Origin of the sequence: Acinetobacter faecalis (assembly GCF_034187745.1) — a bacterium.
Classification (GTDB): Bacteria; Pseudomonadota; Gammaproteobacteria; order Pseudomonadales; family Moraxellaceae; genus Acinetobacter; species Acinetobacter faecalis.
The window spans coordinates 153182-167012 of sequence record NZ_JAXHPF010000002.1 but is presented as its reverse complement, the minus strand read 5'-3'; the positions used below and the strand labels follow the sequence as shown (position 1 = coordinate 167012).

The 13831-nt window shown below is 38.7% G+C and carries 12 protein-coding genes; 11 read left to right on the top strand and 1 reads right to left on the bottom strand.

Annotation, left to right across the window (positions count from 1 at the left end; all coding sequences use genetic code 11):
- Nucleotides 1-170: 170 nt before the first annotated feature.
- The 7 genes from rsmH to SKM54_RS02655 all read left to right on the top strand — a co-directional run bounded on the left by rsmH (nt 171) and on the right by SKM54_RS02655 (nt 8174).
- The gene (gene rsmH / locus SKM54_RS02685; RefSeq protein WP_321087537.1) at nt 171-1094 is read left to right on the top strand and encodes a 16S rRNA (cytosine(1402)-N(4))-methyltransferase RsmH; all 924 of its coding nucleotides are present in this window, start codon (nt 171-173) and stop codon (nt 1092-1094) included.
- Complete coding sequence (ftsL, locus tag SKM54_RS02680; protein WP_154772248.1) at nt 1094-1426, top strand: cell division protein FtsL; 333 nt, start codon at nt 1094-1096, stop codon at nt 1424-1426. The genes rsmH and ftsL overlap by 1 nt, the downstream gene beginning before the upstream one ends.
- Before the next feature lie 12 nt (nt 1427-1438).
- Nucleotides 1439-3262, top strand: coding sequence for a penicillin-binding protein PBP3 (ftsI, locus tag SKM54_RS02675; RefSeq protein ID WP_321087539.1), 1824 nt, complete (start codon nt 1439-1441; stop codon nt 3260-3262).
- Between the two features lie 11 nt (nt 3263-3273).
- The gene (locus tag SKM54_RS02670; protein ID WP_321093897.1) at nt 3274-4770 is read left to right on the top strand and encodes a UDP-N-acetylmuramoyl-L-alanyl-D-glutamate--2,6-diaminopimelate ligase; all 1497 of its coding nucleotides are present in this window, start codon (nt 3274-3276) and stop codon (nt 4768-4770) included.
- An 8-nt stretch (nt 4771-4778) separates the two neighbouring features.
- The gene (locus SKM54_RS02665; protein ID WP_321093894.1) at nt 4779-6188 is read left to right on the top strand and encodes a UDP-N-acetylmuramoyl-tripeptide--D-alanyl-D-alanine ligase; all 1410 of its coding nucleotides are present in this window, start codon (nt 4779-4781) and stop codon (nt 6186-6188) included.
- Entirely contained in the window at nt 6188-7306 is a 1119-nt protein-coding gene (gene mraY, locus SKM54_RS02660) for a phospho-N-acetylmuramoyl-pentapeptide-transferase (protein ID WP_154772244.1), read from the top strand. The genes SKM54_RS02665 and mraY overlap by 1 nt, the downstream gene beginning before the upstream one ends.
- Nucleotides 7307-7370: 64 nt before the next feature.
- Complete coding sequence (locus tag SKM54_RS02655; RefSeq protein ID WP_321087545.1) at nt 7371-8174, top strand: putative RNA methyltransferase; 804 nt, start codon at nt 7371-7373, stop codon at nt 8172-8174.
- A gap of 49 nt (nt 8175-8223) precedes the next feature.
- On the opposite strand, the gene ponA is transcribed toward SKM54_RS02655, so the two are convergent.
- The gene (gene ponA, locus SKM54_RS02650; RefSeq protein WP_321093891.1) at nt 8224-10737 is read right to left on the bottom strand and encodes a penicillin-binding protein PBP1a; all 2514 of its coding nucleotides are present in this window, start codon (nt 10735-10737) and stop codon (nt 8224-8226) included.
- Nucleotides 10738-10904: 167 nt separating this feature from the next.
- On the opposite strand from ponA, the gene SKM54_RS02645 reads away from it, so the two are divergent.
- The 4 genes from SKM54_RS02645 to SKM54_RS02630 are packed head-to-tail and all read left to right on the top strand — an operon-like array spanning nt 10905 to nt 13829.
- Nucleotides 10905-11963 (top strand): pilus assembly protein PilM, encoded by a 1059-nt coding sequence (locus SKM54_RS02645; protein ID WP_311917934.1) that lies wholly within the window; start codon nt 10905-10907, stop codon nt 11961-11963.
- Nucleotides 11963-12622 (top strand): PilN domain-containing protein, encoded by a 660-nt coding sequence (locus SKM54_RS02640; RefSeq protein ID WP_311917933.1) that lies wholly within the window; start codon nt 11963-11965, stop codon nt 12620-12622. The genes SKM54_RS02645 and SKM54_RS02640 overlap by 1 nt, the downstream gene beginning before the upstream one ends.
- Nucleotides 12619-13302: a type IV pilus inner membrane component PilO gene (gene pilO / locus SKM54_RS02635; RefSeq protein ID WP_321087548.1), complete on the top strand. Its 684-nt coding sequence runs from the start codon at nt 12619-12621 to the stop codon at nt 13300-13302. Before SKM54_RS02640 ends, pilO begins: the two co-directional genes overlap by 4 nt.
- Entirely contained in the window at nt 13302-13829 is a 528-nt protein-coding gene (locus SKM54_RS02630; protein ID WP_321088949.1) for a pilus assembly protein PilP, read from the top strand. Before pilO ends, SKM54_RS02630 begins: the two co-directional genes overlap by 1 nt.
- The last annotated feature ends 2 nt before the right edge of the window (nt 13830-13831 follow it).

Sequence of the window (13831 nt, the reverse complement as noted above, 5' to 3'; positions counted from 1 at the left end):
GTTCATACTATTTTAATAGGTGCAATTTTTCATAATTCTTAGCTCATTATTAAATTTGAAACGGTTTTCTCTATGGAAAGTAATATTTAAGTACAAAAAGTCGTTTGGAGCTTTACTAAAACAAGGTAATAATGTGAAGTTATATTTTTAGCAATTTTATTTGAATAATTATGTCGCATATTTCTGTATTACTTCACGAAACTATTGATGCTTTGCTCGCTGAACGCAATACAGGTATTTATATTGATGGCACCTTTGGACGAGGTGGACATACTCGTTTATTACTTTCAAAATTAGATGAAAATGCACGAGTTTATGCATTTGATAAAGATCCTCAAGCACTTGCTGTTGCTGCTGAATTAGAAAAAGAAGATCCTCGATTTAAAATTATTCATGCAAGTTTTGCAGACTTAAAACAAGAGTTAGAACAGCGTGAAATTGGTTTAGTAGATGGCGTAATGGCCGATTTAGGTGTGTCATCTCCACAGCTGGATCAAGCAGAACGTGGCTTTAGTTTTATGAAAGATGGTCCACTCGATATGCGCATGGATAACTCCCAAGGACCCACTGCAGCAGAGTGGTTGGTGAGTATTGAAGAAGAAGCATTGGCAAATGTAATTTTTCAATATGGTGAAGAGCGTTATAGCCGTCGTATTGCTAAAGCAATTAAAAATGCAGGCTATATTGAAACAACGGCACAACTTGCTGAAATTGTAAAGGTTGCACATCCTAAATGGGAAAAAAATAAGCATGCTGCAACACGTACTTTCCAAGCCATACGTATTGCTATTAATAAAGAATTAGAAGATATTGAGGTTTTCTTGCCCCAAGCAATTGATGTCTTAAAAGAGAATGGGCGTTTGGCTGTAATTAGCTTCCATTCATTAGAAGACCGAATTATTAAGCAGTTTATTCAAAAAGAATCGACTTTAGCGGAAGATACGGGATGGGGTTATCCACAAGAACGAGAAGATACCCGTAAATTAAAGAAAATTTCACGTATTCGTGCAAGTGAAGAAGAGGTAAAAGCAAACCCTCGTTCGCGCAGTGCTTGGCTACGTGTTGCAGAAAAATTAGCTTTAAAAGGCGAATAATGAAAACTGAAGTTGTTGAAGAAAAGAGTGAAAACTTAGGCTTAAAACGTACAATTGCCTATGCAGTTTTACTGTTATTAGTGATGGGTAGTGCCATAATGGTGGTGCTACAGGTATTTCAATATCGTCATGATTACCGTGAATTAAGCTCTTTTTACCGTGAACGTGATGATTTGAATGCAGAGTGGGGGCGTTTGTTGATTGAGCAACAAACCTTTGGCGCGACTGCACAAATTGGAACACGTGCGGTAACACAACTTCGTATGTATTCTCCGCCTGCAGCACAAACTGTTGTGATTTCTATACCGACTTCGACTGAAAATAAAAAATAGGACTGGCTTTAAATGGTAGATCCACGAAAAAGACAAACAGGTAAAAAACAACAATCTATTACCAGTCGAAATTCAGTAAGTGTCGAAATGTGGCGCTTTTATTTAATGTGGGGTGTGGTTCTACTTTGCTTTATTGCGCTTATTGGTCGTGCATTTTACGTACAAATTGTAAATCATGATTTTTTGCAAAATAAAGCAAATGCTAAAATTTTAAGAACAGAATCTATAAAAGCTATGCGTGGCGTGATTTACGACCGTCATGGTGTGCCTCTTGCAATTAGTACGCCTGTAATGAAAGTGGTTATAGATCCGCGTGATTATTTTGAAGCGAAAAAATTATACGAAGATATTTCAGCAGAACTTATTAAAGATCCAACAAACAGAAAGCTTAAGCGTCAATTGCCAGATAGCAATTTAAATTTAGATGAGCTAGCTGATGCAGTTGGAATGGATCGTGCTGAATTACGTAAAAAAATGAATGAGCGTTCACGTTCACGTTATTTGGTACTCAAAAAAGAAGTACCACCGCAACAAGCAGACGTGATTTTAAAACGTGAATTTCAGGGCGTGTATACTGAGAAAAACTACAAGCGCTACTATCCACAACCTCAGCCAAATGCACAAATTATTGGTTTAACCAATAGTGAGGGTATGGGAATTGAAGGCTTAGAAATGCAACTAAATACACGGTTAGCAGGTGTAGATGGTGAGCAACAAGTTATACGTGATAAGCGTGGTAATCGTGTAAAAGACCCTGAAATTATTAAAGAAGTTGAAGCGGGCGAAAATATTACTCTGAGTATCGATTCGCGTTTGCAATATATTATGTATCGTGAGTTAACCGCGTCGGGTGTAGCCAATAATGCACGTTCTGCAACAGCTATTACGGTAGATGTAAAAACGGGTGAAATTTTGGCAATGGCAAGTTGGCCATCTTATAACCCGAATGATAAAAATGGCTTAAATAATAAAGATGCGATGCGAAACCGTGGCGCTGTCGATTCGTTTGAACCAGGTTCTACCATGAAGCCTTTGACCGTAGCAATGGCTTTAGAAAGTGGTAAATTTACAACGAATTCTGTCATTAATACTGCACCAGGAACAATGCGTGTAGGTAATCATACCATTCGAGATACGCATGATTATGGCTCGTTGACTTTAGGTGGCATTATCCAAAAGTCATCGAACGTAGGTGTTGCAAAAATTGCGCTATCTTTACCCTATTCAACGTTGCCAACTTTCTATAAGCGTGTAGGTTTTGGTGAACGCTCTGCTGTTAAGTTTCCGGGCGAAAGTGCGGGTTTAATCTTACCTAAAAATAAATGGAACGTATCTGAAGTTGCGACTATGGCTTATGGTTATAGTTTGAATGCGACAGTTCTACAATTGGCTGATGCTTATGCGATGATCGCCAATAAAGGGAAAAAAATGCCTTTAAGCTTATATAAACTTGAAGAGCTACCGAAAGGTGAGCAAATGATTGATCCTAAAATTGCAGATCAAGTTTTATTGATGATGGAAGCTGTAACCTTGCCGGGTGGTACAGCACGTCAGGCAGATATTCCAGGCTATCGTGTGGCAGGTAAAACAGGTACAGCACATAAGTTACGTGCAGATCGTAAAGGCTACTCTCAATCAGATTATCGTGCGCTATTTGCGGGTGTTGCACCTGTGAGCGATCCTCGTTTAGCGATGATTGTGGTCGTAGAAAATCCGAAAGGACAATATTATGGTGGCTTGGTTGCTGCTCCGGTTTTTGCACGTGTTATGCAAGAATCTTTACGTTTAATGAACGTACCATTAGATAAACCCTTAGATGCTCCCAAAGTTCAGTAAACAGGTGATGAATGTCAATTACATTTCAAGAACTATATAGCGTAGACCAACCCACTGAATGGATGACGCAACAATTTCAGGGTTTTAATCTCGATAGTCGCAAAGTGACAACAGGGCAAATATTCATTGCCCTGACTTCATTTTCACAGCCTGAAAAAACCGTAGATTTTGCACAAAAAGCATTAAATAATGGTGCGCTTGCTGTTATTTCTGAAACAGATTTAGGCCTAGAAAATGCTGTTGTTGTACCTAATGTTCGTCATTTAATGGGGCAATGGCAGAAGCAATATTTACTCGCAACTCAGCCCGTTTCATTGGCTAAAATTCTTGCGGTGACAGGTACAAATGGTAAAACAACCATTTCACGGTTAATTGCTGAATTATTGATGTTGCAAGGAAAAAAATGTGCAGTCATGGGCACAACGGGAAATGGTATTTTGCCAAATCTTGAAGCTTCATCTCATACCACATTAGATGCTTTGCATTTGCAAACAGCATTGCATGAATATGCACAACAAGGTGCAGAATTTGCTGCAATTGAAGCAAGTTCACATGGTTTAGAGCAAGGTCGTTTAAACGGCTGTGATATTGAAATTGCTGCGTACAGTAATTTAAGTCGTGATCATTTGGATTATCACGGTACGCTTGAAGCTTATGCAGAGGCAAAGTCACGCTTATTTAAGTTTGAATCACTTAAAGTTGCGACTATTAATATTGATGATGAATTTGCACCAATAATGTTAGATGCTGCCAAATCTAACAAAGCACAACCTAAAATTTTAACTTATTCCACAAAGCAATCTGCTGATTATCAAGTTCAAGATATCCAATACAGTTTAAGCGGTGCAAACTTTAAACTTGTGACAGCTCAAGGCACATTTGACGTAAACAGTCCGTTGCTGGGGCATTTTAATGTTGAAAACATAGTTGCAAGTTTAATTGCGGCTGAACAAGCCGGTTTTGCATTGGCAGATTTAATTGCAGTTGCACCGCAGTTAAAAGGTGCTCCAGGGCGTATGCAAGTTATTCGTGATAATGAGCGTTTATTCGTTGTGGATTATGCACACACGCCAGATGCTTTAATTCAAGTATTACAAACGCTTAAACGTCATGTTTCAGCTCAATTGTGGGCTGTGTTTGGTTGTGGTGGTGACCGAGATCGTGGTAAGCGTCCACTCATGACTCAGGCGGCACTTGATCATGCAGATGTTGCTTTAATTACCTCAGACAACCCTCGTACTGAAAATCCCGAACAAATTTTTGCAGATATGAAAGCAGGAATTCAGTTCGATCAACATATTGTTCATGAAATTCATGACCGCCGTGAAGCCATTAAATTTGCTGTAAAAAATGCAAAAGATGGCGACATTGTGGTGATTGCAGGTAAGGGGCATGAAAACTATCAAGAAATTGATGGTGTTCGTCATTGGTTTGATGATGTTGTTGAAGTTCAATCTGCAATTGATGCACAACATCATCACACAGATTCAGCATATCCAGCGCAATAGGAAAGATTATGCATACATCGACAACGAGTACTGTGCCTTTAGAGCCGTGGACAACACAACAGTTAGAAGAAGCGACTCAAGGTCATTGGCATAATGGAAAAGCACCGCAAGGTGATATTAAACGTGTACTCACAGATTCACGTGATGCTGGAAAAGGTGATGCCTTTTTAGCATTAAAAGGTGAGCGTTTTGATGCGCACGATTTTGTTGCCAAAGTTGCAGAACAGGGCTGTGAAGTTGCGATTGTGAGCCATCCTGTAGATGCAGATATTTGTCAATTGGTAGTTACAGATACGCGTTTAGCACTTGGTCACTTAGGGGCTTTTCGTCGTGCTCAAAATTCGCAATTAAAAGTGATTGCTTTAACTGGTAGTAGTGGTAAAACCACAACAAAAGAAATGTTGGGTAGTATTTTATCTCGTATAGCACCTACCTTAATTACGCGCGGAAACTTAAATAATGATTTAGGCGTTCCAATGATGTTGTTGGAGCTTCGTGCGGAACATCAATATGCAGTGATGGAATTGGGTGCAAGCCATCAAGGTGAAATTGATTACACATCGAATTTAGTTCAACCGCATGTTGCAGGTATTATTAATATTGGTACTGCGCATTTAGGTGAATTTGGCGGGCGTGATGGTATTTGTCGTGCCAAGTCTGAAATTTATGCGCACATCGCTCAAGACGGAACATCTATTGTTCCTGCGGCAGATGATTTTGCAGACGAAATTCGTAAAGCAGTACAAACAAAAAATACATTAAGTTTTGGTTTGGGCGGTGATGTTTTTGCAACAGATATCCAACTAAAAGCGCAATCATCCACTTTTACTTTAAATACACCTCAAGGCAATAGAACAATTCATTTGCCATTTGCAGGCGAGCATAATGTGCAAAATGCAACGGCTGCTACAGCCTTTGCATTGTCTATTGGGGTTACTTTAGAAGATATAGTGATTGGATTGGAGCAAGCGACTGGGGCAAAAGGTCGTTTAAATTTCATTCAACATAAACAGCATTTATTCATTGATGATACTTACAATGCAAATCCATCTTCTATGCGTGCAGCTGCTGAAGTTCTCGCAAAACAAGATGGTATTAAAGTGATGGTCATTGGGGATATTGGTGAGTTAGGGGCAACAGCCGCTCAGCAACACTACATGCTAGGACGAGATTTAGTCTCTACAGCAGGTATTCACTTTGTTGTGGCAGTGGGTGAATTTGCTCCTGCTTCACAAGAAGGCGCGCGTAGTACACAATATGGTAAAAAATTTCAGGCATTCTTGACTCAAGCGCAAGCATTGTCATTTTTAATTGGTTTAGTCGAAACACATCAGCCTCAGTCCATGAGTTTCCTGTTTAAGGGCTCTCGTTATACCCACATGGAAACGTTGATGGCTGACTTGATGGAGAAACTCTAATGCTGTTATGGCTATTTGAACAGCTTGCGGGCTACCATAGCTCTTTCCAAGTTGTACGTTACTTAACTCTGCGATCGTTACTTAGTGTATTAACGGCACTTACTATTGGATTAGTACTTGGTCCAATCATGATTCGTAAGCTTCAAGCTTTGAAATATGGTCAAGCAGTAAGTTCATTTGCTCCTGAAAACCATGCAAAAAAAATGGGTACACCAACTATGGGTGGCGTCCTTATTTTGCTTTCAATTGGTATTTCTACATTGCTTTGGGCAGATTTATCTAACCCATATGTGTGGATTGTACTGGCTGTAATGGTGATTTTTGGTGCTGTAGGCTGGGCAGATGACTGGATCAAAATCCGTTATAAAGACAATGCTGGTCTACCTGCAAAAAAGAAATTCTTTTGGACTTCTGTGGGTTCAATTGGTGCGGGTATTGCATTGTATGTGATTGCAAAACAACAGCCTGATCCGAATGTTTCGGCAGATATGTTGGATATTTTAATTCCTTTCTTTAAAGAAATTAGTATTCCGCTTTCAATGATTCCATTGGGTATTGGTTTTATTGTTTTCACGTATTTTGTCATTAACGGTGCATCAAATGCGGTGAACTTAACAGATGGTTTAGATGGTCTTGCGATCATGCCAATTGTTTTGGTTGCGGCTGGTTTAGGTGTGTTTGCATATCTATCTGGTGATGTTCGTTTTGCCAATTATCTTCATATTCCATATGTGAAATACACATCTGAACTTGTTGTTATTTGTGCCGCAATGATCGGTGCAGGCTTAGCATTCTTGTGGTTTAACGCGCATCCTGCACAAGTCTTTATGGGTGATGTAGGCGCGTTATCTTTAGGTGCAATGCTGGGTACAATTGCTGTGATGGTTCGTCAAGAAATTGTATTTGCTATTATGGCGGGTGTGTTCTTGGTAGAAGCAATTTCAGTATTCTTGCAAATTGGCTCATTAAGAATGCGGAATAAACGCGTATTTCTTATGGCACCATTGCATCACCATTATGAGAAAAAAGGATGGCGTGAAACACAAGTTGTTATTCGCTTCTGGATTATTACAATTATGCTAGTAGTTTTGGGCTTAATGACCTTAAAATTGCGTTAAGCAAATTGCATAGAAAAAGTCGGCAATTGCCGGCTTTTTTATTGTGAAATTTTTGGAGAAAATGATGAATCTACTAATGTGTCCTGTATGTCGAAAGGCGCTGAAGCTTACTGACAGAACTTGGCGCTGTGAGAGTAATCATAGTTATGATATAGCCAAACAAGGCTATGTGAATTTACATGTTGTACAACATAAACATAGTAAAAATCCGGGTGACACACCTGAGTCTGTACAAGCGCGTCGTGCATTTTTAAGTGCAGGTTTTTACTCACCATTGCAGCAGGCTGTAGTTAAAAAAATTCAAGAATTACGTACAGAGAATCTTCTTGATATTGGTTGTGGTGAAGGTTATTACACCAACGCAATGCAAGCTGAAGTGATGCAATGTGTAGGCGTAGATATTGCGAAAAATGCAGTGCAAGTTGCAGCAAAGCTTAATAAAGATGTCGCATGGATTGTAGGAACAGGCGCAACTTTACCTGTACTCGATGAATCTATCGATTTATGTACAAGTTTATTTAGTCCTATTCCAAAAGAAGAAATTTTGCGTGTTCTTAAACCGAATGCATATTTAATGGTGGTAACACCTGCAACAGAGCATTTATATGCAATGCGTGAGGCGCTTTTTGAAGAAGTTAAACCACATGAATCGCATAAGTTTGTAGAACAATTGGCGGATAGTTTTGAGCTTGTTGAAGAAACAGTAGTTGATGCGCCTTTTTTTCTTGCTCAACAAGATTTAAAAAATCTTATTGCGATGACACCGTATGCGTATAAAGCGAAACCTGAACGTCGTCAGGCATTGGAACAATTAGAGCAATTAGAACTTAAAGCTCAATTCCAAATATATGTATTTAAAAAGAAGTAACTTTAAATTATAAAAAAGCCCTCAATCGAGGGCTTTTTTTAATTGAAGCTTATTGAACTTGGTCAATTAAATCTTCCAAAGCATCTTTTTTCTGATTTGATGGTTTAGCTTCAGGCTTATTTTGCATAGGCGGTGGTGCTTTTTGAGCAGGTGTAAGCACGGTATCTGGCAAGTCTGAGAAGTCACTGTCTGTCGTTGATGGTGACGTAGCAGTAGGGTTATGAGCAGATTGTGCTAATGGAGGCGTTGAACGATCTATAGGCTTGGTTGGTTTGTCTAGTTTTTCATGTACGGTAGTTGCATTTTTATTATCTAAACGAACCCAAGACTCAGGTGTGCCTTCTAAGGCTTTGGCCATGAAGTTTGTCCAAATAGGCAGAGCTGCAACCCCACCGTATTCACGACGACCTAATGTTGTTGGTTGGTCGAAACCAACCCATGTAATTGTTACTAATTTACCATTAAAACCCGCAAACCATGCATCTTTAGCATCATTGGTTGTACCTGTTTTACCACCCAAGTCATTACGACCAATACTTAAAGCGGCACGACCTGTACCGTGAACAATTACATCTTGCAGAATATTTGCCATGTCATATGCAGAGCTAGATTTTAAAATACGCTGAGCTTGTCTATATTGATCAGCACTTTTTTTCTCTACTTTTGTAGGTGAGTTTTTAATATCAGCAATAATTTCATCGTCCGGTGTTACTGCATCGGCTGAATCTTGAACTTGTGTTTCATCTTCATTGATACACGGAATGCATGCATATTCTGGATTGGCTTGATAAATCACTTTACCGTAAGCATCTTCAATTCTGTTGATGAAATGCGGTTGGATACGATAGCCACCATTTGCAAATGTGGCATAACCTGTTGCCATTTGAACAGGCAATACTTGTGGTGTACCTAAAGCAATTGTGTAGTTGCTAGGAATGTGATCTTCTTGCAGACCAAAATCCATAAGTAATTGGCGCGCACGGCTAATTCCAACTTGCTGAAGTAGTCTTACCGAAACGGTATTACGAGATAAATATAATGCGCGACGTAAAGGAATTGCCCCTAAGTAACGACCATCCGAGTTTCTTGGTGACCATTTACCAATGGTGATAGGGGAGTCATCAACCATGGTGTAAGGTGTCATGCCTTTTTCTAATGCTAAGGCATAAATAAATGGCTTAATAGTTGAACCTGGTTGGCGCCAACCTTGAATAGCACGGTTGAATGATGAATGATAAAAATTATAACCACCCACAACGGCTTCAATTGCACCATTGTTTGGATTAAGTGCAATAAGTTGTCCTTGTACGCGAGGAATTTGTACAAGAGACCAAGCTGTTTTATTTTCGTTTGGTCGAAGTCGAACAATATCATTTATTTTAACAATTTGAGAAGCCTTGCTTGGGGCTGCACCAACACTATTTGCACTACGATAATGATGTGCCCAAGACATACCTGACCAATTCACAGTCACGGTACTGCCATCTTGCATAAGTGCATCAAAGCTTGAGTTGTGAACTGCAATAACTTTAGATGGGTAGGTATTGGCAAATATTGAGAAATTCTTTAATGGCTTGTCATGTGCCTCAGCGCCACGCCAACCATGGCGACGGTCGTAAGCTTCTAAACCATCTTGTACGGATTTTTCAGCGTAAGCTTGGCGTTTGCTGTCAATTGTTGAGTAAATTTTGTAACCAGAATCAATTGCTTGTTCACCAAACTTTTCAACTAACTCTGAGCGAATCATTTCACCGACATAGGGAAATCGATTGCTTACCCCGCGATCTGGCATATTTAAATTAATTGGTTCTGCTATAGATGCTTGGTATTCTTGTTGATTGATATAACCCAGTTGTAGCATTCGACCCAAAATCCAGTTGCGACGTTCTAAGGCTCTTTCTGGATTTGCGACAGGATTATACTTTGATGGCGCTTTTGGTAAGCCTGCAATCATTGCCATTTGGGCAATTGTGAGCTCATTTAGATTTTTGTTGTAATAAATTTTAGCTGCAGCAGCAATACCATAAGCATTTTTACCTAGAAAAATTTTATTTACATATAGTGTTAAAATTTCTTCTTTAGTCAGGTTTTGTTCAATTTTTCGTGCTAAAAAAACCTCAGTTAGTTTTCTTTTTATTGTTCTTTCAGGGCTTAAATAATAGTTTTTTGCTACTTGCATGGTGATTGTAGAGCCACCAGTTTGTACATTTGATCCTGTTACTGCTTCACTAACAGCTCGGCCTAAGCCTTTGAAGCTAATACCACTATGTTCGAAGAAAGATGAGTCTTCTGCTGCAAGAAAAGCATATGTAAATTTTTTAGGAATTTGATCATATTCCATAGGAATAGAAAGTTTGCCACCATATTCTGCAATTAATTCATTATCTGCGCTATAAATCTGTAATGGCTTAAGCAAAGGTGCTTTTTGTAAGCTAGACATTTCTGGAAGTGAGGGTGCAATAAAGAGATACATACCATAAAATCCCATAGGAATTACGGCTAAAATAATTGTAATTAACAAAAAAAATGGATGAACACGACCCGAACAAGATAGCTTTTTCATAATAAGTGAGTTTTAATATGGGCTAATGGCAAACTAATTGGTAGTCAGTATATCCTCTACGGATGTCGATTGTTAGATGAGTTATTGTATACGTTAATAATAATAGACCATCATCAATTAGTAAGTTATTTTTTTTGGGGAAAGAAAAATAATAGGAATTCACTATAGTGCGCAGTCTATATAGTAAACAGAGTAAGGGGTTAATAGGTGTAGATATTAGTTCTACTTCTGTTAAGTTGTTGGAGCTTTCTGTGAAAAATGGTCGGTATTGGGTGGAAAATTACGCCTTAGTACCATTGCCAGAGGGAAGTGTTGTTGAAAAAAACATTCTCAACCCTGAAGCGGTTGGCGATGCGATTGAAAAAGCACTAAGCCTTTCTAATATTCGTACAGATAATGCTGCTCTAGCAATTCCTACGTCTATGGTAATCACCAAAGTGATTGAAATGGATGCTGATATGACGAGTGATGAGCGTGAAGTTCAAATTCGTATGGATGCAGAGCAATATATTCCATTCCCATTAGATGAAGTAAGTTTAGACTTCGAAGTTTTGCCAGATCGCTTATCTGGATCGAATCGTGTCAATGTATTGCTTGTAGCAACACGCGTTGAAAATGTTGAAATGCGCTGTGAAGCAATCGAACTCGGTGGTTTAACACCTAAAATTGCAGATGTTGAAAACTTTGCTATAGAAAATGCCTTTAAAGTTTTTGCTGATACTTTACCAATGGGTGCAAATACAATTGGTATTTTAGATATTGGTCATACTATGACGACCCTATCTGTGCTTCAAGACAATAAAATTATTTATAACCGCGAGCAGGTATTCGGTGGTAAGCAATTAACACAAGAAATTCAAAATCGTTATGGCTTGTCTTATGAAGAGGCAGGGCGAGCGAAAAAGATGCGCACTTTACCTGATGATTATGATGCAGAAGTTTTAGAGCCATTTTTAGATGCTGTTATTCAACAGGCTGCTCGCTCATTACAATTTTTCTTTTCATCTTCTCAATTCAATGAGATTGATCATATTTTGTTGGCGGGTGGAAATGCAAATATTCCAGGTCTTGCTAAGGTTTTACAACAAAAACTTGGTTACCGTGTGACAACAGCAAATCCATTTTTACAAATGGGTTTCTCTCCTCAAATTGATATTAAAAAAATTGAAAGTGATGCGCCGTCTTTATTAGTCGCATGCGGATTAGCATTGAGGAGTTTTGATTAATGGCAAAGATTAATTTACTCCCTTGGCGCGAAGAGCTAAGAGAAAAGAGAAAGAAACAGTTTATTGCTGCAAGTGCAGGTGTTGCTTTATTGGGTGTTTTACTTGTTGGATTGATATGGTTTTTTTATGATCAAAAACTAAATGATCAAGAACAAGCAAATCAGCTTATTTTGAGTACCAATCAGAATTTAGACCAACAATTAAAATCTTTAGATGGTTTACAAGAAAAGCGTAATCAGATCATCGAGCGTATGAAGTTGATTCAAGGCTTACAAAGCCAAAGACCAATTGCTGTTCGTTTAATTGATGAGTTAGCGCGAGTTACGCCTGAAAATATTTACATTACTCGTTTTACACGTACAGGTAATAAATTTACTTTTGAGGGACGAGCTGAAAGCCCGAATGCAGTTGCAGAGTTTTTGCGCAATTTAGAATCGTCTTCATGGTATCGAAATGCATTTATGAACTCATTCCTTGCAGGTGCTGAACAGCCTCAAGGTCAAACATCTCTAGTTCCACGTCCAGAGGCTGGCTATGGCACTTTTGTGGTAACGGCAGATTTAGATGAACCATCAATTGAAGCTGTTGCAGCATCGCAGTCAGCTGTGATTACAGAAGAACAAGTGGTTGAAGTTTCAGCATCGGAGGTCGTGCAATGAGTACAAATGACTTTGATGATATCGTTGAGGAAGCACCTGTTGCGAAAAAGAAAAAGTTTAATGTAGAGAAGTTTTTTCAGCAATGGAATACGCTAGATGCCAACAATTACGGTGGTTGGCCATTCTCTGTTAAGTTAACTGTTTGGATATTTATTTTAGTCGGTATTATGTTCTTGGGTTATATGCTGTTGTTAAAACCTAAGATGGATGATATTTCTAATGCAAATGCGCAAGAACAAAACTTGTTGAATGAGTTTCGAGCAAAAGATTCAACGCTTAGAAACTTACAAGCATATCAGCGCCAATTGCAAGAAATGGAAGCCAATTTTAATCAGCAATTAGAGCAACTTCCAAAAGAAACAGAAATTCCAGGTTTAGTTGAAGATATTAACGTGACTGGGGTAAATTCAGGACTTAAATTTAAAAATATTCGTCTTGAAGCTGAAGTGAAACAAGAGTTTTTCATTGAGCAACCCATTTCGATGGAGGCTGTAGGTGATTATCATTCTTTTGGTGCATTTATGAGTGGTATTGCTGCATTGCCACGTATTGTTACCTTGCATGACTTCACTTTGACTGCTGGGCAAAATACCGAAAAGAAGACGGATATTCCGCAAATTACATATAACGTAAAAGCTAAAACTTATCGTTATGTGGGTAATGTAGAAGGAGCAGAATAATGAATATTAAAACATTAACACTGCTTTGTTTTGCAACAGCAACAATTGTAGGCTGCGACTCTCGTATAGATGCAGTTAATTTGCAAATGGCTGAAATTCGTAGTCAAGCTCCATTACCTATTGAACCAACACCTAGTTTTGATCCTGCGCCTGTTTTTAATTATTCAGCGCTTCAGCAGCGTAGTCCATTTATACAAAGCTCACTTGCTGCTGAACTAAAACTTATGGCAGGTAAGCGTGTATATCCGAATTTATCACGCCCATTACAACCATTAGAAAGCTACACACTTGAATCTTTGAGTATGAAAGGTAGTTTTAAAAATAGTGCAGGGCAAATTCTTGCTTTAATTCAAACACCTGATGGCGATGTTGAACGTGTTCAAGTTGGTAGCTACATGGGAACAAGCTATGGGCGTATTGTGAAAATCACACCAACACAAATTGATTTAATTGAAATTATTCCAGACGGCAGAGATGGATATGTTGAACGTCCAAGAAGTCTAATTTTAATTGGGCTTGCGCCATAAGT

Coding starts and splice junctions, on each gene's coding strand:
- pilO (WP_321087548.1), top strand. CDS start 12,619: ATGAGTACAAATGACTTTGATGATATCGTTGAGGAAGCACCTGTTGCG.
- ftsI (WP_321087539.1), top strand. CDS start 1,439: ATGGTAGATCCACGAAAAAGACAAACAGGTAAAAAACAACAATCTATT.
- SKM54_RS02640 (WP_311917933.1), top strand. CDS start 11,963: ATGGCAAAGATTAATTTACTCCCTTGGCGCGAAGAGCTAAGAGAAAAG.
- SKM54_RS02665 (WP_321093894.1), top strand. CDS start 4,779: ATGCATACATCGACAACGAGTACTGTGCCTTTAGAGCCGTGGACAACA.
- ftsL (WP_154772248.1), top strand. CDS start 1,094: ATGAAAACTGAAGTTGTTGAAGAAAAGAGTGAAAACTTAGGCTTAAAA.
- SKM54_RS02630 (WP_321088949.1), top strand. CDS start 13,302: ATGAATATTAAAACATTAACACTGCTTTGTTTTGCAACAGCAACAATT.
- mraY (WP_154772244.1), top strand. CDS start 6,188: ATGCTGTTATGGCTATTTGAACAGCTTGCGGGCTACCATAGCTCTTTC.
- SKM54_RS02655 (WP_321087545.1), top strand. CDS start 7,371: ATGAATCTACTAATGTGTCCTGTATGTCGAAAGGCGCTGAAGCTTACT.
- ponA (WP_321093891.1), bottom strand. CDS start 10,737: ATGAAAAAGCTATCTTGTTCGGGTCGTGTTCATCCATTTTTTTTGTTA.
- rsmH (WP_321087537.1), top strand. CDS start 171: ATGTCGCATATTTCTGTATTACTTCACGAAACTATTGATGCTTTGCTC.
- SKM54_RS02670 (WP_321093897.1), top strand. CDS start 3,274: ATGTCAATTACATTTCAAGAACTATATAGCGTAGACCAACCCACTGAA.